The following is a 19,612-nucleotide window of genomic DNA, read 5'->3' as shown; positions in this document are numbered from 1 at the left end:
GATCTTCGATGTTCAGTAACAGCCATCGACTTCCTTCTCGAATGTGCTCCCGTGTTTTCCTGGAGATCTCGCTCTTCCTGTCAATCAGGACGAGGCTTCACCGCTTTTGGCAGTATCATACAGGTATCTGCCCACCAGGCAACATGCGAGCATTGAAAAAATGGGGCATCCAGAGGTGCTGCTCTGATACGAAAGGACGAACCCATGACAGCCGATCCAGAAACGAGTGCTCTGGCCCAGCTTCATGATGAGATGCTCTTCGGCTGGGATCCGACACCAGGTATTGTCTCTGTCTGGGCGACACGGGCAGGGAAAGCGCTTGTCTGGCAACGGCAAGGGGGAGAAATCAGCTGTAGCAAAGCAACGTTTCGCCCCTGGCTCTTTGCAAGCACGTTGGAGGATCTCCCTCCGCTGCACGCGCAACCTCTGGCGACGCTTCCTTGGGAAATGGATCAATCTCCAGTTAGTTATCGCTTGTTGGAAGGTTCCGTTGGCTCGTATCGGTATCTGCTTTCAGCTCGCGATGGGCATCTGTTAGAGCGGATGCTTCTTGCGGGAGCCTCACGACGCCTGGGCCGCCAGGTGACCTCACTTGGTTCCTTGTGGGAAGACTATTACCGTGTTGGCCCCGTGGAACAATATCTGATGCAAACGGGGCGTGTCTTCTTTCGAGGTCTGGCCTATGATGATCTGCATCGTCTGCAATTTGATGTAGAAACCACCTCGCTTGATCCTTCGCGTGGTCGCATCTTTTTGGTTGCTCTTCGAGACAATCGTGGGCAAGATTGTATTTTAGAAGCGCCTACCCCTAAAGACGAACCTGCCCTCATCACCGAGCTGTGCGCAGTGATTCGTCGTCTGGACCCCGATGTCATCGAGAACCATAATCTGTTTGGCTTTGACCTCCCGTTTCTTGAGGCTCGCGCAAAGGCGCTCCATGTGCCGTTGTTGCTCGGGCGATCTGGGGCGCCGTTGCAGCTGGAATCGTTTGAGGAAGCGGGAGCTCATCGCAGGAAACGCAAGCGCTTCAGTGTCGCGGGACGAGAATTGATCGATACCTTAGATGCAGTTCGTCGATATGATTTTGTTGCACGCTCGCTGCCATCCTATCGCCTGAAGGAGGTCGCTCGCCATTTCGGCATGGCTGCTCCAGAACGTGTCTATATCGAAGGGAGCAAGATCTATGAGACCTATCAGCGTGACCCAGATCTGGTACGCACATATGCATTCGACGATGTGTGTGAGGTAGACGCGATTTCGCGTCGCTTGATGGGAGCTGCCTTTGCCCTCGCCGGGATGGCCCCTCGTCGCTATGAGCGAGTAGCTTCAGCCGGTCCAGCCATGGGGATCCTTGAGCCGATGATGGTCCGGGCATATGTGCGAGCTGGTGCGGCATTGCCACCCTATACAACTGGCCAGGAAGAACGCTATGGGCAACATCAAGGGGGAGCCTCGTATCTTCTGGCAGAGGGGGTCGTTGAGCATGTCGTCAAGGCGGACGTCGCCTCTCTCTATCCCTCGCTGATTCGGGCTTTTCGGATTGCGCCGAAGTGCGATCGCCTGGGCGTTTTTTGCATTTCATGGATCGGTTGACGGAGTTGCGTCTCTTCCATAAACGCGCCGCTCGGGAAGCGCCTGCTGGTTCTATGGAAGGCAATCAACATGATGGCACACAGGCGGCCATGAAGACGGTGATTAACGCGGCGTATGGCTATCTGGGAGCGACGTCGATGGCGCTCTTTGCGGATCTGGAGGCGGCAAACGAGGTGACCAGGCGAGGCAGGGCACTGCTCGATAGTCTTCTTGCGTCCCTACGAGAGCGAGGAATGGTGCCAATTGAAGCGGATACCGATGGGGTCTACTTTGCGGTTCCCAGTGAATGGGGTGAAGAGCAAGAACGAGCACTCGTCAGCCAGGTGGGCGCGACGTTGCCCGACGGAGTGAAGCTGGAATACGAAGCGCGCTATGGCGCGATGCTCTCTCACGCGATCAAGAATTATGCGCTCTTGACGTATTCGGGAGAGGTGATCGTGCGAGGAGCGGCCATGCGGTCGAGTCGATCGGAGCCCTATGGGGAGCGGTTTTTGCGCCAGGCATTGCGCTGTGTGATGCAGGGTGACCTGGTTGGCGTGGCGCAAGGGTATCAGGACACGCTCCGAGCGCTGCGGACACGCTCACTTCCGGCCTCCGATGTCGCCACGCGTTTTCGGCTCTCGAAAGATGCGCAGACGTATCTTGCTGGTCGTGCAAGGCAGAAAGAAGCGCAATACGAAGCGTTACTGCTCGCGGGGAGAAGGCAGTGGAAGAGTGGTGAGCATGTTCGCTTTTACCGTGCCTCCACTGGTACTCCTGTGTGGTTGCCCGACGACATTGACGACATTTCTCCTCTGGAAGACGCTGAAGAAGACAGCGGGGAAACAATGCGAGTGGCCCCTCCCTCTTCTGCACTTGGGCGTTCCCCAGATCTACCAGCCTATGATAGTGACTATTATCAACAGGTGCTCCTGAATTCCTATGCGGAGCGCCTGCGCGTTGCCCTTGAGCCAGAGGACTTCCTCCAACTCTTTCGTCTGGATGCGCAAACAAGTTTTTTTGATCGCCCCGTGGAGCAGATGCACGTACGCTGGATCCGGTACGCGTCAGAGGTGTCTGGCGTGGAGGAACAAGGGTGATGAGACCAGAAGACCGCTTTGCGTGCTAGGTCCTCAGACATACATGCGGGCGGTAGCTGAACGAAGCGCTTCCTGAATCTGGTGTTGGGTGGCCTCGTCATGGTAGTGTTGTCTGGGCCAGAAAAAGCCCTTGAGACCGTCTTTCCTGGGACAACTATGCATCAGTAAGGCTGAAGAAGGCATTGCGAAGCCAGATGAACCAGAGATGGGTCGGAAAGCAGCGGCAGATGGTGTGTGGTTGGATGAGGGGAGGATCTCCTGCGCGCCGGCGAAGGCGGAAATACATTCGGCAAGATGGATGACCTGGTCGCGATCCGTAGGGGGATAGGACTGCGTAGAGTGTTGATCCTCGGAAGGGATGAGAATGAAGAGAGAGTAGTGGCCGTGGGCTTGTGAGTGATAGGGTCTGTCAAGTATTTTGTGGACTTTCAGCTAATTGGTAGGAAAACGATCAGCGAATTCGATGGCAAAGCGGTTGAGGGCGGCTTTCCAATCACGCAGCGGCATGGTCCATTTCTTGGAGACGGTTTGGACAGCCAGGTACATGATCTTGAACACGGACTCATCCGAAGGGAAAATACGGCGATTGCGCGTCATTTTGCGCAGGGTCATATTGAGTGATTCAATGGCATTGGTCGTGTAGATGATCTTGCGAATGTCTTCGGGAAAGGCAAAGAGCGGGATCACGTTGGTCCAGTGTGCTCTCCAAGAGGCACTGATGGTAGGATACTGCTGATCCCATTTCTCAGCGAAGAGTTCCAGGTTGAACTCAGCTTCCATTTGGGTACTCGCCGTGTAGATCGCCCGCAGGTCAGCGGCTACCTCTCGGCTGTGCTTGTAGGCAACAAAACGCAAGGAATTGCGCACCAAATGGACCATGCACAGTTGCACCTGGGTACGAGGAAAGACCGTTTCGATGGCCTCTGGCAGACCGGTGAGGCCATCAACACAGGCAATGAAGATATCTTTGAGCCCTCGATTGTGCAGTTCTGTAAACACGGAGAGCCAGAATTTGGCGCCCTCTGTCTGTGAGATCCACATCCCCAAAAGGTCTTTCTGTCCTTGCATCGTGATGCCGAGCACCAGATACAAGGCTTTGTTGATCACCCGTTGGCTCTCACGGACCTTGACGACCAGACAATCGACGTAGACGATGGGATAGAGAGCATCAAGAGGACGGGTTTGCCATTGATGCACCTCATCGATGACGGCATCGGTCACATTGGCGATCAAGGTGGGTGAGACCTCCACTCCATACATCTCCTGCAATTGGGCCTGAATATCACGGGTGGTTTGTCCGTGAGCATAGAGGGTGAGGATCTTCTGCTCGAGACCTTCCAAACGGCTCTGATGCTTTCTCACGAGCTGGGGTTCAAAGCTGCCTTCTCGGTCACGAGGAACACTGATCTCAACAGGTCCTTGCTCGCTTTGGAGCAGTTTCCGGCTTTTCCCGTTGCGAGCATTGCTGCTTCCTTCGGCTTTGGGAGCGTATTTGGCATAGCCCAGATGCTGCTCAAGTTCCGTCTCCAAGCAGCGCTCAATGACGGCTTTGGTCAGTTGCTTGAGGAGACCACCTTCGGCGAGAATATCCTTGGGGTCAGCGTAATCCTTGAGAAGTTCGTCAAGTATCTCTTTGCGTATGGTCATGGGATGATTCCTTTCTGCTGCTACTGCTCTCTCTATTCAGTATGACCTCTACACAAAATACTTTACAGTACCGAGTGACGCCCAGCTCGCCATTGAGACCCTCCCACTCTTTCAGAGGAAGTAAGGATGTGTCGCCTAAGATGAGCTGAGCAGCCTGCAAGGGGGTCATGCTGTGTGTTCCTCCTTTGTTCTTTTTTTCTCTCTCTAGTGTACCCCTCAGGCGCTGTGTCATCAGCTCGACGTCTTCCCCGATATCAGGCAGGCCTGGTCATTGCTCTGTCTCATGCCGCCAAACGCCCTCTTTTGCCTTGTTGTGCCCCTCCTCTGTCGGCGAATGCCTTGCGCTGCCCGTCTCGCTTCTCTCGAAGATTACGCTCTTCTGTGAAGGAGGAGGAGATCTCCACCGGTAAAGGATGGTGTCCACGGACACAACAGGGTGTGTTTTCTGGAAAAGCCTACGATCTGGAGGAGAGACCGTTGTGTACAATCCAGGCTAGTGCGAGCGAGGGGGATGGCGTTGTGATGATGCCTCAAGGAGAAAGCGGAGTTGCGTGAGTTCGCGATCCATGTGAAACCGCGGCGACTCAGCCGAGTTCTTGGGCCAGCCCGATGAGAAGTCCTTCAGGTCCGCGGATGTAGCAGAGCCGATACACGTCTTGGTACTGGACCACTTCGCTGCTGACAAGCTCTGCGCCGTGCTTGCGGAGCCGGACAAGCGTATCGTCGATGTCGTCCACGGCAAACATAACGCGTAGGTAGCCGAGAGCGTTAACTGGAGCGTTCCGGTGATCGGCGACCACAGGAGGCGTGATAAATCGCGAGAGCTCGAGCCGGCTGTGGCCGTCTGGCGTGCGCATCATGGCGATCTCAACGCGCTGGTCGCCCAGTCCAGTGACGCGCCCTGCCCACTCGCCTTCTACCATGGCTCGCCCTTCGAGCTCGAGGCCGAGCTCAGCGAAAAAAGAGATAGCGGCATCGAGGGATTCCACCACGATGCCGACGTTGTCCATTCGTTTAAGTGCCATAGGTCCATTCTATAAGATGTCGTCCGTCCTGTCAACGAACTCAGATCAGGAGGCCAGGGCTGTTGCAAAGTCGGGAATAAATGGAAAAAGAAGGAATAAAACAGAGCCTTTCGTGCATTAGGAATGGTTGAGAGGTCCAATTCCACACCACGAAAGGCTCGTTCATGAAGATGATAACACGTTCCCATCAGTTTTCTCTTCCCAATCAGGCACTCCTCTTTGATCTAGAGGCCTTGTATGAACAGTTACAGCATGTCAGAGATCATCGAGATCGGCGTGGCGTGCGCTACCCCTTGGCAGACATTCTGCTCATCGGAGTCCTAGCGAAACTGGCCGGACAAACCAGTAGCCGAGCGATGGCTCGACTTCACTCAGTTGCGCCAGCACGAATTGCGTTCGCTGTTTGGTTGGCGACATCAACGCATGCCACACTTCAGTACCTGGAGTCGTCTCTTGGCGTCAGCAACCGATCCAGATGAGCTTGAGCAAGTGATCGGTCGCTTCTTTGCTCGTCAGACCCCTCGTCGGTTGGCTCCAGGCCAAAGGCATCTGTGTTTGGACGGCAAAACCTTACGAGGGACGATTCCTCTTGGGAGCACGCAAGGCGTCCATCTGCTTGCAGCCTACCTTCCCAAAGAAGGCGTCGTCCTGGCTCAGGTTCAGGTGAGTACCTCAGGCAGTGAGGTGAGCGCCGCTCCCGAGCTCTTGGCAACCATCGATTTGCGTGGAACATTGGTCAGTGGCGATGCCATCTTTGCTTCTCGCCCTCTAAGTCACATGATCCTGCAAGCCAAAGGAGACTATCTCTGGATGATCAAGGAAAATCAAAAGCAGATGTATCAAGATCTGCAAACGCTCTTTGAGCCGCCATCGGTGCGGCCTGGCTGGTCAGCTCCTCCCACTGACTTTCGTTCGGCGTCCTCCGTGAACAAAGGGCATGGACGGCGAGAAAAACGACACATCACGGTCAGTAGCCTGTTGTCTCACTATGCTGAGTGGCCTGGTCTCTCTCAGGTCTTCAAATTGGAGCGGCAACGCATCAATGCCAAGGGGCAGATCGAGCAAGAGATTGCCTATGGGATCACGAGTTTGCCCACCTCCTATGCCACTCCCAAACGTCTTCTGGAGTTGGTTCGAGAACATTGGGGTATTGAAATAGTCTAATCGCAAATGACAAAAACGTATGGTCTCACTTTTGGATGAGGTTGGGATCACATAACGGATCTCAACCTCATCGCCGGTGACGATAACGCGGTCAATTAACAGTTCGATGAGTTGGCGTTTTTGTTCAAACGTGGCCTCGTTGAGCCCTTGTTGGACGCGCTGGCAGAATGCTTCAATCGATTGGACCATCCCTGCAAGTTGATCGTGATGCCCCACATTCGCTTCCAGTTGCCGTTTTTGTTCAGCAATCACGGACAAACGCTGTTCCAATTCAAGCCTGCGCCTCTTGTATTCTTCAAGTTGAAGCACATTGGCCAGGTACGCATCGGTTAACCGTTCCATCTGCTGTTCCAAGCTGACTCGTGCCTTGCGGAGATTCTCCCGGCGAGCTTGCAGTTCTTGAGGAAGCCACAGCCCACCTTGAGCCCGATAGAGCGCAGTGGCAATGGCACCGGGATGCGTCAGCATCTCGCAGACATCTTGCCAGACCAGTTCATCGAGTTGGTCAGCAGGAACCGAGCGTGCTGAACATTTTTCATCCCGGTGCGAGATGGTTCCATGGCTTTTGCCTACACAGACGTAGTAGGCATAGCCTCCGCGGCTACGCGCGACCAATACAGCCAAGCCGACACATCCCACAACTGACCATGGCACGCAGGAGGTAGGGGTAGGCGGTGTTGTTGCGGCGGGCAAATTGCTGATTGTGAGCAAGTTTTTGCTGCACCAGATCAAATTGCTCCTGGGTGATGACTGCTGGAACCTGAGTGACAGCAGTCCATTCCTCCTGGCTCGTCTGGACATGGCCTCCCCGGCCTCGGCCAATGGGAACCAGGGCTGAATGTCGTCCCCGGGCTTCCGTAGGGCGGCTGCGCCCGATGTAGACCGTTCCAGTATAGACAGGATTGGTGAGAATGCCTCGGACGGTTGCCTGGTTCCATCGTGTTCTTCCTGCAGGACTGGCAACGCCCAGGCTCGTTAGACGTTGGGTCTCGGCCTTTAAGCTCTTCCCCTCTTGCAGATAGTTAGAGAACAGTTCTGCCACGATTGCCGCCTCTGTTGCTTCGAGGCGAACCCCCGCCGGATCACGGGGGTGGGCAGGATCAACCCGATAGCCATAGGGCGCACGGGTCCAGGGAAGCAGTCCACCTGCCAGATACTTCTGCCGTCGGCCTCGTCTCATCCGTTCTGCAATCAAATTCCGTTCATACTCGGACACAGCTCCACGAATTTGGAGCAGGAGTTGATCATGGGGATCATGGCTCATCGGTCGATCCACAAATTCCACCTGGCAGCCCCCACGTTCAAATTCTTCAATGAGGAGCATTTGATGAACGTAATTGCGAGCGAGGCGATCAGGAGCCGTCAAGACGACTCGATCAAACATGGCACGTCCTACTTGCTCCCGCAATCGATCAAGGCCGGGACGACGAAGCTTCGCACCACTGTAGCCATCGTCGCGAAAGATATGCTCTTCTTGCCATGGCCATCCTTGGGTCTTATGATATTCCTGCAAACGGTCGAGTTGTTGTTCGATCGTCTGCGTCTGTGTTTGTCGTGGCGTCGAAACGCGAACGTAGACAGCAACATTCATTGGACTGCTCCTGTTTTTCTGGCTCCTGGGAAGGGGAAGGGATTGGCTGGACACTCCATTGGAGAAGGCATTGGTATGCTCGATCCCATCGCCACTGAGCATCAGGAGTCTCAATAGTTGAACGTTGAATACTCCACTGTCGTTTTTTCATTGCTTTCTGCCTTCAGACAACCGAGTAAAGAAGTTGCCTCTGAAGGATATTGTCTCTCGTATGAGAAGCCTCTTCGCGCTGGCTTCTTGGGCAGATGTCTCGTTCGACAAAGGCAAAATTTGTCGTTTGTGATTATACCATTGAGAATGGTTTGCACTATCGGCGAGACCGGACCTTGCAAGAAGATCATTCGCAGCTACGAATGGGTCATGCTCCTCATGTGCTTGCCTTGCTGAACAATACCGCCATTGGGTTGATGGCTCGTCGAGGCAAAACGAATCTTCCACATGCCCAACGGACCTTTAGCTATCAATTCGACAAAGCTTTATCAAAGGTCGCTGCTTGAGCGGGCTTGTCGACTTTGCAACAGCCCTGGGATGTCACCAAGGGCATCCCCCTGGCCGTCAACATCGCCGCCGCACTCTACAGCGATACAGGGAATATTAACAAGGTCACCGAAGAGGTTGAGGGGCACAAGGAGATTATAGACAAGATGGTCGATCGCTATCTCCAGCATACCCGCATTGACGAGCGCGAGCGCAGCAAACTCTACGCCCTGGCGCTGCTCCGTCGTACCAATGAGCCCATGATTCTGGCGCAAGCCATCGGCTTGACGCCAGAGGAGGCCAAAACGCACTACAAAGAAACGCTTCGCCGACTCCATCGCCGCTACAGCTTCATCTTTACCGAGAAAGGTGAACCCTCGCTCCATCAGGAGGTGCGGGATTTCTTGCGTCTCTACCTCCTAGAGCGTCGCAAGGAGCCCCAGATACAGGATATCACTGACTCACTCAAAAAGATCATAGAGTCTGTCCTGCGAGAACGCGAGCAGCGGCGTGAGTATCATACCCTCAAAGAGCGCCTGCAAGATGAGGACTGGACCGCGCTCTACCTTGACCTCTGCCTGCAGTGCTTCTGGTTTGACCCTGCTGATGGACTCCATCACTTGCTTCCCTTTAAGATCATGGCGACGCTGTTTAATCGCAGGGTCCTTCGTGAAGCAAATCAGATAGGAAGATTCTTCGAATCCTCTCTTCCCACAAGTGCGAAAAATAGGTGGCAATGGGCAAGCAGAAACCTTTTTTATCAATATTCAGGTGGACTCAATGAACTCTATTGGTACTATTCTCAGACACCTGAGAAACTTCCCGCGCTCTTGAACTATCCTCAAGAGCTTATGGCTGCCCTCTGTTGTGTCCTTGGAGAAGCAAATCGCTGGTATAATACAGCTAAAGCAATTGAATGGTATGAGCGAGCTCTCGCGTTCCTTCCGCAGGAAGCTGATGTGAAAGAAGCAGTCTCAGAGACATATTATGAGCTTGGAAGTAAACGTTTTTCAGACAAAAGATTTGGTGAGTGTATTGGCTTTTTAAGTCGTACAATAGATTTGACATCAAATCATAAAGTTGCTTTACATATGAGAGGCATCGCCTATTGTATGCAACAGCAATTTGAAAAGGCCATTTATGATTTCAATGCCGCCATCGGTCTTGATCCTAACAATGCTGCTGCCTACGATAATCGGGGCTATGCTTCCTATTGGCTGCAACAATTTACAAAGGCGATTGATGACTATAACACTGCCATTTGCCTTAGACCTGACTACGCTATCTCTTATCACAACCGTGCATATGCGTACTTGCATATGCGAGACACGGAAAAAGCTCAGCAAAATTTTGAGACAGCAGTTGAGAAAGATCCCAAATTTATAGACCCCAAATGGATGCTCGTCTGTCTTTCTTTCACCGTTCAGCGTCCTGCCTTGGAAGTTGCAGAATACCTGGAGCAGATTATTGCGACCAATCCCAAAGAAAATGCAGCTCAAGTGTGTTTGGGGGTTGCGCTTGGACTACGTGGAAAGCTCAAAAACGGGTTAAATCAGTTAGAGAAGATAATTCAAACAGATCGAACAAGAGATGATGTCTTTTTCTGGAAAGGGATGCTGTGTGCCTACTACTATCCAGGGAAGTCACATCTGGCGATGGAGGCGATAGAGCAAGCGTTGACCAATCTCTTCCCACCTATATTATTGAAGCCGCTCTATTGGATACGGGAAGATAATCCGACGTTTTTTGCGCAATATGCGAGGCCACTGTTGGAGCGATACGGGATATGAAAGGGAGGCTAGTAAAGGTGAAGGGTTAGCACTCCGAGTGTATTGAAGTGCTTGAGTGCAGAGGCTTGACCTGAACCTGGATGATGAAGAGGACCTGGGTGGGTACGGGCGCAGGCGGCATCGTGCCCGCGTTTTGGGGTGGACCATTGTCCTATAGCCGTGAATAGCCATGGTCTTGCGAGTGGTAGACGCCCGTCTCGCCATTGGGGCCTTGCTGTAGATTTTGTTTTTGCATTGGAGTTGTGTTGACTTTGCACCGGAGTGTGTGGTGCTGTTTTGGAGGAAGCAAGTGAAAGGTGATATTTCTTGTGTACCCCAGAAGAATGCCACAAACTCATCAATAACTAGGAATATATGCCCCGCTCTGTTCCTCCTGCTCCCTTGCCACTCCAAAACAGCACCACGCCCACTCCAGTGAAAAGTCAACTTCTACATCTGGGCCAGAAATTGTGCTGGATTGCGGAGTATGTCGAAGGCTACCCCGCAGCGGTTCAACCAGAACGGCAAGAGACATCATGGGGATGGCAGATCACTGGAGGTATGCGCAGAGAGGTCTATCAGGTGGCATCCGTCGTGTATGGTTCAGCGCTGGATCAAAAGACCTGGTCGTTCCCTAAAGGATGCCAGCACACAGGCGTAGGGGGATTGCTGCATGCGGCGCTCCTGCAATTCTACCGCGAGCATTTGCCGCATCAACTGATCTCCGTCGCCGCCGCAGCGAAAGAGATCGGCATAGGACGGCAGACGTTACATGAGTGGATGAGTACTGAAGGGATCCTTTGGATCTATGAGGCGGAGCGGGATGTCATTTGGCTGGATCGCCGCGAGGTGAGGCGCCTGTGGCGGAAAAAGCACGGTCTGCAAAATGCAGAGCCTGACATAGAAGGGCCTTGTTGTCCTCCACGAGAGCCGAACACGTCTCAGACAGGCTCGACCCCATCAAGGGCTGGGGCAACGCATTCCGGTGCCATCGGTTCCGTCTGCTTCTCTTCTGAAGCCCCCAAGCCGGGTGATCGCCATTCCCATGTTGGGTAGGTTACACCATGACTACCGGAGGGCCGCCTAAATAGTCAAAAGCCAGAGAAAAGAGAAGATGCACGAATGTGTTTCTGTGCAGTCTGACCCTTTGCTTCATTGAGCAAAGAGAACACGTCCTCTTGCCTCATCGCAGAGGTCTGGCGTGCTGACGATGGGGTGTATCCACTTGAGATAAACCCTTTCCGTGCTTTTTCTGCCTCTCGTTTCTTGGCATGAGTCAGAGATTTTGGAACGGATATGCTAAATAGCCAGCACACTGTACTTTTGTTTTGGCGTTAGCATTTTTGCAGAGCTATGGAGCGACTTTAGCCGCCCCATCACAACAATGTCACACACGAGACGCGCTTGCCTGGTGCACTATTTCACGCATTTGATCCAGATGAGATGCATCGTGGTATAAACCCAGGATAAAGCGGCCAATGGCATTGAGTTCGCCAGCTTGCGGGAAGAATGAATATGTCATTATAGTATCCAGGTGAGGCTCGTCAGGCCACGCGTCGAGCATAGCTTTACGCATACGACGGCTCTCCTCAAGACGCTGGCGCACCTGAGCGATACTTGTCACGCTCTCCCAGGGAGTCTCGTAACGCGAACGACCCTCAACCTGCAGACCACGGGCCAGCACGAGAGCCAGGGCGGCGGCCTCTTCGGATGAAGCGGTGGCGTGAACCACCACGTGGCCCAGAGTCCACGCCAGGGCGGCCTCTTCAGAATTCCCAAAGGTATCGTTCGCCTGGGGATCTAGCGGCACGAATGTCACGTCCGCATCAACTGTATCAGTAATGATCTCTTGCATTACATTGATCGTTTCATCGGTAAGCTGATAAAGATCGGTCTTTGTCAGACCAGCGGCTATGTCTGCCAGGGTCTGAGAGCCGCTTGTCACTGCACTAAAATCGAGCATAGGGGTCTCCATCAATGAATTTTTGTTAGAAAGTAAAAGGATCTCAGGTTTTTTCAGCGCCTGTTTCCCTTAAGCAAGGCTTGGTAAATAAGGTGACGAGTGGCTCTTACACACTCTCGATGAAGGATGAGTTTATCTGTTTGGCTTCTCCCATTTTTCAAGCTCAGATTCAGGGCATGTGCCATTCTATTACAGAGTTTATCACCGAGAATGTGTAAGAACCACTCTTCGCACTTACTACCATCTCGATGGCAGCAGTATACTACGACAATGGAACTGTTAAAAGAGCCATTCATAGCTATAATAAGGGGGCCATTTACGAGCAAGCGAGGTCTTCAAAACGTTTCAATAACGTGAGTTCTGGATAAGCCAACCCAATTAAGCAGCCAGAAGCAAGCGTTGATCGAGATGAAGGCTGGGCTTTTTGGCTTGATGGCTGTACGCAAGAAGCCCAGCAATCAAATGAACAACGAAGTTGGTCGGACTACGATGGCGAGAGTGCTCAATCTGCGAGATATTTTTGAGCTGATCAATGATCGACTCAATAATCGCGCGTTTACGCACCAAGAGCTTATCAGAAAGGTGCATCAGACGGTTTTTCATGTTTTTCCGCAAGCGAGTAATGAGCTGCAACCCCTGCTCAAAGAGCAACTCGCTCAAGGGAGCAGAAATGTAGCCGCGATCCCCAATCAGCTTGCCACGCAGACGCTGTACCATCTGAGGCACCGGAGCGCGATCATCGACATTGCCTGCTGTCAAGCAGCATGGGTCTTCCGCGAAGTTGATGATTCAGAGAGAACACTGTTTGCTTGTTGACAAGTAAACAGTCTTTGAGTATGCTTGAGAAGCAACTTCAGCAAAAACAGAGATGTTTGCAAAAACGGCCAAAAATCCTCTCATTGCTCCTCATTCCCATTTCATCAACTTCGCGGAAGACCCAGCAGCATGCGAGCAACTCGCCTTGATCGTTGACCGCCAGATGGAGCTTGAACCCAAAGAACCAGCCCATCGACGATTTTCCCCGCTTGGCATCGGCAGCAAAGACGCGATGCTGGTGGATGCGTTTGGGATCACAGACTTCCAATGAGGTCGAGTCAATGAAGCTGATGCCCGTACAAGCTCCATAGCGGCTCTGTAAGTAGGCAAGCAGAGGCACGAGCATCGTAGGAATGAGCGCGACAAAGCGTGTATAACTCACCAGATGCGGAAATTCGCTGGGTAGGTACATCTGCACGTGCTGGGTGTAATACGCTTTGAACGTTCGATAGTGCGACTGATGAAAATGGATCAGAATGGTCATGATCTCGCTTGGCCACAACTGCCCTGGACGTTGGCGCTGTTTGCCTGCTGCGATCTGAGTGGCTTTGAGATTGGGTGCAAAGTTCAGCATGAAATCATCGACATCGCAAAACAATTCGAGTACACTCATTTCTAGATCCCTCCGATGCTGGATAGAAGCTTTTTGTTGATGCTCCTATTCTAACTCATCGGAGGTGGATCTCCTTATCCAGAACTCACGTAATTTAGGAATACAGGATTGCGAACACCTCGTTAAATTCAAACAGGCTCTACAGGCAACGCAAATGATAAGCAAGAATGAGCGAAGTTATTCCTTTACCACCTATAGTTCAGAAATGGCCGCAGACTTGGCTGCACATGGCGTTCTTCCAAATAAAACCTTTTCAACGACCCCTGCACAGGTCTCACCTGAACTTGAGAAACATTATTGGAGAGGCGTTATTGATGGGGATGGGTACATCTCAAAGGATAGAAAGCAGTTAGTGCTTGTGGGGGATTATGAAGTCATTGTGGGCTTTCAATCCTTCGTGCTTGCTCGTTGCCCAAAGGTGAAAGCCTCCATCTTTCGTAATCTGAACATCTATACCTTCAAGGTAACAGGAACAGCAGCACTGAAGATGTTTGAGATACTGTGTGGCGAGGCAACGGTGTACTTGGATCGGAAACATGAACGAGCAAAGCCTAACATTCCCTAAGCCCTAGGATAGTTTCTCAATCTTGCAGGTGGGAACGTGGTTCTTGTTCCCGTTCATCATCTCATATGGTTCTCGTGAGATGGCAATGGAAAGAGAGTGCGCATTGGTCAAACATGCTAGTGCTTTTACTCACGGGAGCGATTTACCGTGAAACCCGTAAACACTATTCCGTAGCACGGTGTTCTCAACAAGATCACTGAACAGGTGCGCTTTGCGCGGCGGGGTTCTGTCAGAACTGAGAACACATAGATGTACAAGAGATCCAAAAGAGCTTCTTCAAAGACTGTGGTAAAGCTATGAAACAAGCATTATAAGTTCATGCAAGGCCACAAGCCGTTCACAGAAAATCTGGCGCCGTTGAGCCAGTGAGATGGCGCTCTTTGTCGTTGCGTGAAGGCGGAAATACTGGCGTAACTCATCAAATGCTCGACAGAAGCGAGCAGCGGATACAACGTTTCCAAAGCCATGCATCAAATAATAGCGTTGTTTGATCCCGCGATGATCTTGTTCAATCTGGTTGTTGAGGTAGACGCTTGTCCGGTGCAATACTTCATTTCCCATCGTTTCGCGTATGGTACGAGGGGAGGAACGATGCCCATCAGTTGTGACCTGTTGCGGGGTGTGCCCAACAACTGCGATGGCTTGCTTGAAGAACTGTTGTGCGGCATCCATATCGCGCTTTTCACTCAACCGCGAATCCACGAGATTGCCGTCTTCATCAACAGCTCGATAAAGATAGCACCATTTTCCATTCACCTTGATGTAGGTCTCATCCACGTACCAGGATCTTCCTGCTCGTCCACGTCGCTTTGTCCGCAACTGGTCGGTCATCAAGGGAGCAAAACGTCTTTCCCACTCTCGAACGGTCTCATGCGTGAAAACAAAGCCGCGTTCCAAAAACATCTCAGCCACATCACGAAGACGCAACGTATACCGTAGTCGCCAGAAAACAACAAGGAAAACGACATCAGTAGGTACTTCAAGATAGTTAAATGGAGTCCCAGTCCGTTCATTGAAGGTCCGTCGGCATCCTGGGCAGAAGAAGGTTGCATCGCCCAATTCTGTCTTCTTCGCTCGTTTTTTGGCTGAAGACACTGCACAATGGGGACAGCTCATCAGTTCATGCTCTCCTCGTTCAACCCTCTTTTCCGAGGATGCGTATAACAGAAAGATAATCGCATCGCCAAGATGGTGTTTGAGTTCTGAAAGAACCTTATTGGCGATATGGGGGATAAGGCGGAACTTGTGGCCCCTGTGGTGGATACATTCCAGGCCTGTTCATAACTAGTTGCTGGCGCAGCATCTTCACCTCTTTCTGAACGGGCCATTCGCTAAAGACAAACATCAAAAAGATCACAACGTTTACGATGGGGATTAGCATCAACAGACTACGTGCGCCACTGTAGCCTGCTCTTGAAAAGATAACCCACCAGAGGGCGATGCTAATAACCAGGACAACCACCCCGGTAAGCAGTTGAATTCCACTAGGATGCATGTTCTATTCCTTCTATTACTACTAGTACACTGAGGCCAAAGTCTTTCTCTGATTAGACAGTTAAGGCTTTCCCTTGATAGGTCCACCGGAAAGGTTTAGCCGTTTGATTGTAATACTCAATGAAAGCCAGTACTTTGGCCTCTAACTCTTCAACAGAGACAAAAGAGCCACGTTTGAGTCATTTGCGTACCAAGATACTCAGCCAGATGCACGATCTGATTGAGCCAAGAACTGTGCTTTGGGGTATAATGGAACACCACCTTGTGGCTCTTCTGATGTAAAAAGGCAGCTCTCGTGGCTTTTGAAGCCAGGATACCGCTTTCGCCTTTGATCCCCAAATCATCGATAAATTCCGAGAGACCTGCCACCCAACGGACCAGAGATTCCTATTGATGGGTGTTCAAATTGTCACACGATGTGCCAATGTTTGGCCTGCGGGTCGGTTGCCACCACCGCTTGCATATGGGCCAAGAAATCCTGTTCCGTGCGGGTTGGGCCACAAAAAGGGGCCAGGATCTTTCCAGTCACGACATCGCGGCTGAGAAGAAAAGAGCGTGTTCCATGACGAATATACTCAAATTCTCGTCGTTCCACTTTCCCCGGCGCGAGAGGTAATCCTGCATGCTTGCGTTCTAACGCTTGGACGCTAGTGAGTTCATCCGTGCTGACGGTTCGTTCTCCTTGTTCTGTCAACAAGGGGGCTTCCTGGTAGACACGACAGATCTCTTTGACCGTTTCTGCCTGATGGTCGTCGACGGAAGGCGTCAACCAATAGCGAATCAGATGCGGTTTGAGATCCCCTTTTTGAGCAGACGTGCGGCATGTCGGGGCGATATCTGCTCGACAATCCCGCGCCGCATGATGTCATTGGCAATTTCAGGTCCTGTCCAATGGCTGATCGGTCGTTCCCTTGGTTGCTCACAGGCCAGCGCCACGATCTGGCAACGCTGCTCAGCGGTAATCTGTAATGGTTTCCCTGGACGGGATACATCCTCCAGGCGTTCACTGACCGTGAGTTCAGAGAGGGGCACCGCTTGAAAATTGATCCAGCGCCCGCGCCAACTGCGAACCGTATCGACACTGACTCCCATCTCTCTGGCAATCTCGGCATTTCTTTCCCTTCTGCTGCTCCCAGGATCATACGTCCCCGTTTCGCCAGTTGTTGAGGGGTACTGTGCCGCCGCACCAGTGCCTCCAATTCTTTTCGTTCTTCTGATTTTCCTCCTATTTTATCACAGAATTATTTTAGCCTCAGTGTACTAGAGCAAGCAAGAAGGCGGACGAGACGGCTGAGCTATGCTGCTTGCTGGGATTATATAGACGATCTATATGGTATTATCAACTTGCTGAGTAGCTACAATTTCTGGTAGACTCATCGTTATGAAAACACAGGGTATTGTCAACTTGGAGAGACTCCTTCATAGAAAACTGAACAGTGTGATACAATGGCACCATGAAAAAGAATGTCTCCGCGTCTCCCTACAAAGGCTTCTGCTTCCCGCCGGAAATTATCGGTTATGCTGTCTGGTTGTACTTTCGCTTCCCCCTCAGTTTTCGTGATGTGGAAGAACTGATGGCCGAACGAGGATGTGGAACGGCATGGCAAGCTGATCCGCAAAGGCCAGTAAGTCCTGGCTGCACTGATTTCCGCGAACGCCGATCCGCAGCACATCCAGGCGGGAGAGATCCTCGATATCACGCGGCGCGAGAATCACCACCTGGCCTTTGGCAAGGGAATCCACGCATGTTTGGGAGCGCCACTGGCTCGTTTAGAGGGATACATTGCGTTCAGTACCTTGCTGCACCGTTTGCCCAATCTGCGTCTTGCTGGTGGTCCTGCCCACCTGGTCTGGAAACGTAACCTGATACTGCGTGGTCTCACAAGTTTGCCTGTCACCTTTTAAAGGAAGAAGCATCAGCAGACCGTTGGTGCTCGCGGCGGAGGCGGCGATCATGCGAGCTCACCTGGACAGATCCTTTCCCTCTGAGAGTGTTCCCCTGGAGCAAGCTCACATGGAACTGGACGATACCCATAATGCGTAAACCATCCCAAGGCATCTTGAGCCGTAATGGTCAGAAGAGCTTGCCCAACTGACTCCTGCAAAGCTTCTGAGGTCCGTGCTCCCATGCGGCGTAAAAACGCTTTGAGTTTAGAGAACGCCTCTTCAATGGGTGACAAGTCGGGAGAGTAGGAGGGCAGAAACAAGAGCTGACATCCCCGTGCCTCGATCGCCTGCCGTACCCTTGCTCCCGTATGGGGGTTGTGTTGCAAAAATAGGAGGAAAAGAATCTGCCCTCTCACATTCCCTTTTGCCACGCCTTGCAGTTGCCCTTTTCTCAGCATGTTCATCACCTCGTATCCTTGTAAGGTTCGCCAGGCCGTCTCGAAGGAGAAAAAGCCCATTCCAGGTTTGGTCAACCGTTTGATGCGCGCGATGGTCCTGTTCGATGAGATTATTGAGGTATTTCACCTGCCTCAATTCCACATGTTCAGACAGGACTTTAGCGGCTTTCAGGTTGGCAACAGCCTTGGGATAAGCTGCGTTCTTATCAACATTGATTACTCGAGGAACTGATGTGACGAGGTTCGTCGCAGTCGTGGGCTGGGCCTTCTGTTCCTCGACTGGATGAACGTGAGGAGTTCCATCAATGGTGGAACGCAACGCTTTGAGGAAGAAACGGGTGGCCGCCTCTGTATCACGCGTTGGACTCAAGAGAAACTCGAGGGTGTTCCCCTCAGAGTCAACGGCCCGGTAGAGGTAAAACCAGACGTTCTTGATCTTGATGTACGTTTCATCAACGTTCCAGGAGTCATTGCAGGCTTTCAGGTGGGGACGGCAGCGTTTCTCCAACTCAGGAGCATAAGACTGAACCCAACGATAGATCGTCGTATGATCGACGTGCAGACCCCGTTCGAGCATGATCTCCTCCAGGTCGCGGTAGCTCAACGCAGAGCGTAGATACCAGCGCACACAGAGAAGAATGATGTCGGTCTGGAAATGACGCCATTTGAACAGATTCTGCTCGATCATGAAGCAAACTCCTCTGCTCCGCTTCAAATAAAGAAGAGTTTATCATCACACCTTCATTCTTGCAACACAACCCTTTACGACGCCAATGGCGTTAAGGAGGATGTCTATATGGAAGATGCAATATTAGATTTTTTCTATGCTAGGATGTTACTATAGCCAGCCCTTTTGCTCGGCCATGCGTGCGGCTTCGATGCGGTTGTGTACACCCAACTTCTGGATGGCGACCGAGAGATAGTTACGTACAGTACCTTCGGAGAGAAAAAGTTTAGCTGCGATCTGGGCGATGCTCGCACCCTCGGTAGCGGCGGCAAGCACGGCGCGCTCTCGCTCTGTAAGCGGATTGCTTCCCTCGCTGAGAGCGGAGAGGGCCAGGGTTGGATCAACGATGCGCTCACCAGCCATGGCGCGACGAACGGCTGTAGCGAGTTGAGCAGAAGGGGCATCTTTGAGCAAGAAACCTACGACGCCGCTCTGCATGGCCTGGCGTAGATAGCCAGGACGCCCAAAGGTTGTGAGAATGAGTATGCGACAGGAGGGCAATTGCGCATGTAGAGAGGCGGCAGCGGTAAGTCCATCACATCCAGGCATCTCAATATCAAGTAGAGCGACATCAGGTTTACTCTCAAGTGCTTTAGGAAGCACTTCATCGCCGGACCCCACTTCCGCTACAATCTCGATATCACCTTCTAGCGTGAGCAAGGCCGCGAGCGCACCCCGTACCATGGCCTGGTCTTCTGCTAACAGTACGCGAATCATAGCCGGAATTCTCCTCGTTATTCTTAT

General features: G+C 52.1%; 20 protein-coding genes and 6 pseudogenes. 10 read left to right on the top strand and 16 right to left on the bottom strand.

Going from position 1 to position 19,612, the window contains the following annotated elements; all coding sequences use genetic code 11:
- Nucleotides 1-204 precede the first annotated feature (204 nt).
- Both JMJ16_RS55575 and JMJ16_RS55570 read left to right on the top strand, forming a co-directional pair.
- Nucleotides 205-1,593 carry a 3'-5' exonuclease gene (locus JMJ16_RS55575; RefSeq protein WP_236602119.1) on the top strand — a complete coding sequence of 463 codons (1,389 nt, stop codon included), beginning with the start codon at nt 205-207 and terminating at the stop codon, nt 1,591-1,593.
- The gene (locus tag JMJ16_RS55570) at nt 1,581-2,672 is read left to right on the top strand and encodes a DNA polymerase domain-containing protein (protein WP_236602118.1); all 1,092 of its coding nucleotides are present in this window, start codon (nt 1,581-1,583) and stop codon (nt 2,670-2,672) included. The genes JMJ16_RS55575 and JMJ16_RS55570 overlap by 13 nt, the downstream gene beginning before the upstream one ends.
- 432 nt (nt 2,673-3,104) lie before the next feature.
- On the opposite strand, the gene JMJ16_RS50615 is transcribed toward JMJ16_RS55570, so the two are convergent.
- Nucleotides 3,105-4,319, bottom strand: coding sequence for an IS256 family transposase (locus tag JMJ16_RS50615; RefSeq protein ID WP_201381603.1), 1,215 nt, complete (start codon nt 4,317-4,319; stop codon nt 3,105-3,107).
- 584 nt (nt 4,320-4,903) lie between these two features.
- Nucleotides 4,904-5,344 carry a VOC family protein gene (locus tag JMJ16_RS50610; protein ID WP_236602117.1) on the bottom strand — a complete coding sequence of 147 codons (441 nt, stop codon included), beginning with the start codon at nt 5,342-5,344 and terminating at the stop codon, nt 4,904-4,906.
- Between the two features lie 170 nt (nt 5,345-5,514).
- Here JMJ16_RS50610 and JMJ16_RS50605 point away from each other — a divergent pair, with 170 nt between their 5' ends.
- Entirely contained in the window at nt 5,515-5,823 is a 309-nt protein-coding gene (locus tag JMJ16_RS50605; protein ID WP_201389704.1) for a transposase family protein, read from the top strand.
- Nucleotides 5,768-6,508: an ISAs1 family transposase gene (locus JMJ16_RS57740; RefSeq protein WP_374229190.1), complete on the top strand. Its 741-nt coding sequence runs from the start codon at nt 5,768-5,770 to the stop codon at nt 6,506-6,508. The genes JMJ16_RS50605 and JMJ16_RS57740 overlap by 56 nt, the downstream gene beginning before the upstream one ends.
- A 528-nt stretch (nt 6,509-7,036) precedes the next feature.
- On the opposite strand, the pseudogene JMJ16_RS57735 reads toward JMJ16_RS57740, so the two are convergent.
- Nucleotides 7,037-7,147: pseudogene (locus JMJ16_RS57735) on the bottom strand (hypothetical protein); the annotation flags it as partial.
- Nucleotides 7,110-8,099 carry a recombinase family protein gene (locus JMJ16_RS55560; protein ID WP_236601430.1) on the bottom strand — a complete coding sequence of 330 codons (990 nt, stop codon included), beginning with the start codon at nt 8,097-8,099 and terminating at the stop codon, nt 7,110-7,112. The gene JMJ16_RS55560 and the pseudogene JMJ16_RS57735, both read right to left, overlap by 38 nt.
- Nucleotides 8,100-8,344: 245 nt before the next feature.
- Between JMJ16_RS55560 and JMJ16_RS50590 the strand changes: the two genes are divergently transcribed.
- A complete protein-coding gene (locus JMJ16_RS50590; RefSeq protein WP_201394055.1) occupies nt 8,345-8,596 on the top strand; it encodes a hypothetical protein in 252 nt (83 codons plus the stop codon).
- On the opposite strand, the gene JMJ16_RS50585 is transcribed toward JMJ16_RS50590, so the two are convergent.
- Nucleotides 8,579-8,962 carry a hypothetical protein gene (locus JMJ16_RS50585; protein ID WP_201394053.1) on the bottom strand — a complete coding sequence of 128 codons (384 nt, stop codon included), beginning with the start codon at nt 8,960-8,962 and terminating at the stop codon, nt 8,579-8,581. The two genes, JMJ16_RS50590 and JMJ16_RS50585, sit on opposite strands and share 18 nt — an antisense overlap.
- A gap of 18 nt (nt 8,963-8,980) precedes the next feature.
- On the opposite strand from JMJ16_RS50585, the gene JMJ16_RS50580 reads away from it, so the two are divergent.
- Both JMJ16_RS50580 and JMJ16_RS50575 read left to right on the top strand, forming a co-directional pair.
- Nucleotides 8,981-10,366 carry a tetratricopeptide repeat protein gene (locus JMJ16_RS50580; protein WP_201394051.1) on the top strand — a complete coding sequence of 462 codons (1,386 nt, stop codon included), beginning with the start codon at nt 8,981-8,983 and terminating at the stop codon, nt 10,364-10,366.
- Nucleotides 10,367-10,720: 354 nt separating this feature from the next.
- Nucleotides 10,721-11,401: a hypothetical protein gene (locus JMJ16_RS50575; protein WP_201394042.1), complete on the top strand. Its 681-nt coding sequence runs from the start codon at nt 10,721-10,723 to the stop codon at nt 11,399-11,401.
- A 331-nt stretch (nt 11,402-11,732) separates the two neighbouring features.
- Here the strand turns inward: JMJ16_RS50575 and JMJ16_RS50570 are convergent, their stop codons facing one another.
- The 3 genes and pseudogenes from JMJ16_RS50570 to JMJ16_RS57730 all read right to left on the bottom strand — a co-directional run.
- Nucleotides 11,733-12,308: a DinB family protein gene (locus JMJ16_RS50570; protein WP_007913552.1), complete on the bottom strand. Its 576-nt coding sequence runs from the start codon at nt 12,306-12,308 to the stop codon at nt 11,733-11,735.
- A gap of 378 nt (nt 12,309-12,686) precedes the next feature.
- A pseudogene (locus tag JMJ16_RS50565) lies at nt 12,687-13,064 on the bottom strand (transposase); the annotation flags it as partial.
- 116 nt (nt 13,065-13,180) lie between these two features.
- Nucleotides 13,181-13,494 (bottom strand): annotated as a pseudogene (locus tag JMJ16_RS57730) (transposase); the annotation flags it as partial.
- 307 nt (nt 13,495-13,801) lie between these two features.
- Between JMJ16_RS57730 and JMJ16_RS50555 the strand changes: the two are divergent.
- Nucleotides 13,802-14,302, top strand: a complete 501-nt coding sequence (locus tag JMJ16_RS50555; RefSeq protein ID WP_201394031.1) for a hypothetical protein — start codon at nt 13,802-13,804, stop codon at nt 14,300-14,302.
- Nucleotides 14,303-14,596: 294 nt separating this feature from the next.
- Here the strand turns inward: JMJ16_RS50555 and JMJ16_RS50550 are convergent, their stop codons facing one another.
- The 4 genes from JMJ16_RS50550 to JMJ16_RS55550 form a co-directional block, all read right to left on the bottom strand.
- Nucleotides 14,597-15,418 carry an IS6 family transposase gene (locus JMJ16_RS50550; RefSeq protein ID WP_201394029.1) on the bottom strand — a complete coding sequence of 274 codons (822 nt, stop codon included), beginning with the start codon at nt 15,416-15,418 and terminating at the stop codon, nt 14,597-14,599.
- 97 nt (nt 15,419-15,515) lie between these two features.
- Entirely contained in the window at nt 15,516-15,797 is a 282-nt protein-coding gene (locus JMJ16_RS50545) for a hypothetical protein (protein WP_201394028.1), read from the bottom strand.
- A 408-nt stretch (nt 15,798-16,205) separates the two neighbouring features.
- A complete protein-coding gene (locus tag JMJ16_RS55555) occupies nt 16,206-16,490 on the bottom strand; it encodes a transposase (protein ID WP_236602115.1) in 285 nt (94 codons plus the stop codon).
- 86 nt (nt 16,491-16,576) lie between these two features.
- Nucleotides 16,577-16,888: a helix-turn-helix domain-containing protein gene (locus JMJ16_RS55550; RefSeq protein WP_236602114.1), complete on the bottom strand. Its 312-nt coding sequence runs from the start codon at nt 16,886-16,888 to the stop codon at nt 16,577-16,579.
- A gap of 362 nt (nt 16,889-17,250) precedes the next feature.
- Here JMJ16_RS55550 and JMJ16_RS50535 point away from each other — a divergent pair.
- Nucleotides 17,251-17,385 (top strand): annotated as a pseudogene (locus JMJ16_RS50535) (IS6 family transposase); the annotation flags it as partial.
- Here the strand turns inward: JMJ16_RS50535 and JMJ16_RS55545 are convergent.
- Nucleotides 17,345-17,539 (bottom strand): hypothetical protein, encoded by a 195-nt coding sequence (locus JMJ16_RS55545; RefSeq protein ID WP_236602156.1) that lies wholly within the window; start codon nt 17,537-17,539, stop codon nt 17,345-17,347. The pseudogene JMJ16_RS50535 and the gene JMJ16_RS55545 overlap by 41 nt on opposite strands.
- Before the next feature lie 6 nt (nt 17,540-17,545).
- Here JMJ16_RS55545 and JMJ16_RS55540 point away from each other — a divergent pair, with 6 nt between their 5' ends.
- Nucleotides 17,546-17,701 (top strand): cytochrome P450, encoded by a 156-nt coding sequence (locus tag JMJ16_RS55540; protein ID WP_236602113.1) that lies wholly within the window; start codon nt 17,546-17,548, stop codon nt 17,699-17,701.
- Between the two features lie 47 nt (nt 17,702-17,748).
- On the opposite strand, the pseudogene JMJ16_RS57725 reads toward JMJ16_RS55540, so the two are convergent.
- From JMJ16_RS57725 to JMJ16_RS50515, 3 genes and pseudogenes are all read right to left on the bottom strand, one after another.
- Nucleotides 17,749-18,039 (bottom strand): annotated as a pseudogene (locus JMJ16_RS57725) (transposase); the annotation flags it as partial.
- A 36-nt stretch (nt 18,040-18,075) separates the two neighbouring features.
- Nucleotides 18,076-18,829 (bottom strand): annotated as a pseudogene (locus JMJ16_RS50520) (IS6 family transposase); the annotation flags it as partial.
- Between the two features lie 150 nt (nt 18,830-18,979).
- Nucleotides 18,980-19,585 (bottom strand): response regulator transcription factor, encoded by a 606-nt coding sequence (locus JMJ16_RS50515; protein ID WP_201394026.1) that lies wholly within the window; start codon nt 19,583-19,585, stop codon nt 18,980-18,982.
- Nucleotides 19,586-19,612 lie beyond the last annotated feature (27 nt).

This window comes from Ktedonobacter sp. SOSP1-52, from assembly GCF_016587395.1.
Note: the sequence above shows the minus strand (reverse complement) of the source record. Positions and strands in the feature narration are given on the sequence as shown.

What these genes read in the sequence shown, in the direction of transcription:
- JMJ16_RS50605 (WP_201389704.1), top strand. Translation starts at nt 5,515, where the DNA reads ATGATAACACGTTCCCATCAGTTTTCTCTTCCCAATCAGGCACTCCTC.
- JMJ16_RS55560 (WP_236601430.1), bottom strand. Translation starts at nt 8,099, where the DNA reads ATGAATGTTGCTGTCTACGTTCGCGTTTCGACGCCACGACAAACACAG.
- JMJ16_RS50610 (WP_236602117.1), bottom strand. Translation starts at nt 5,344, where the DNA reads ATGGCACTTAAACGAATGGACAACGTCGGCATCGTGGTGGAATCCCTC.
- JMJ16_RS50570 (WP_007913552.1), bottom strand. Translation starts at nt 12,308, where the DNA reads ATGCTCGATTTTAGTGCAGTGACAAGCGGCTCTCAGACCCTGGCAGAC.
- JMJ16_RS50585 (WP_201394053.1), bottom strand. Translation starts at nt 8,962, where the DNA reads ATGGAGCGAGGGTTCACCTTTCTCGGTAAAGATGAAGCTGTAGCGGCG.
- JMJ16_RS50575 (WP_201394042.1), top strand. Translation starts at nt 10,721, where the DNA reads ATGCCCCGCTCTGTTCCTCCTGCTCCCTTGCCACTCCAAAACAGCACC.
- JMJ16_RS50550 (WP_201394029.1), bottom strand. Translation starts at nt 15,418, where the DNA reads ATGAGCTGTCCCCATTGTGCAGTGTCTTCAGCCAAAAAACGAGCGAAG.
- JMJ16_RS55570 (WP_236602118.1), top strand. Translation starts at nt 1,581, where the DNA reads ATGGATCGGTTGACGGAGTTGCGTCTCTTCCATAAACGCGCCGCTCGG.
- JMJ16_RS50545 (WP_201394028.1), bottom strand. Translation starts at nt 15,797, where the DNA reads ATGCATCCTAGTGGAATTCAACTGCTTACCGGGGTGGTTGTCCTGGTT.
- JMJ16_RS57740 (WP_374229190.1), top strand. Translation starts at nt 5,768, where the DNA reads ATGCCACACTTCAGTACCTGGAGTCGTCTCTTGGCGTCAGCAACCGAT.
- JMJ16_RS50615 (WP_201381603.1), bottom strand. Translation starts at nt 4,319, where the DNA reads ATGACCATACGCAAAGAGATACTTGACGAACTTCTCAAGGATTACGCT.
- JMJ16_RS55550 (WP_236602114.1), bottom strand. Translation starts at nt 16,888, where the DNA reads ATGGGAGTCAGTGTCGATACGGTTCGCAGTTGGCGCGGGCGCTGGATC.
- JMJ16_RS55575 (WP_236602119.1), top strand. Translation starts at nt 205, where the DNA reads ATGACAGCCGATCCAGAAACGAGTGCTCTGGCCCAGCTTCATGATGAG.
- JMJ16_RS50515 (WP_201394026.1), bottom strand. Translation starts at nt 19,585, where the DNA reads ATGATTCGCGTACTGTTAGCAGAAGACCAGGCCATGGTACGGGGTGCG.
- JMJ16_RS50590 (WP_201394055.1), top strand. Translation starts at nt 8,345, where the DNA reads ATGTCTCGTTCGACAAAGGCAAAATTTGTCGTTTGTGATTATACCATT.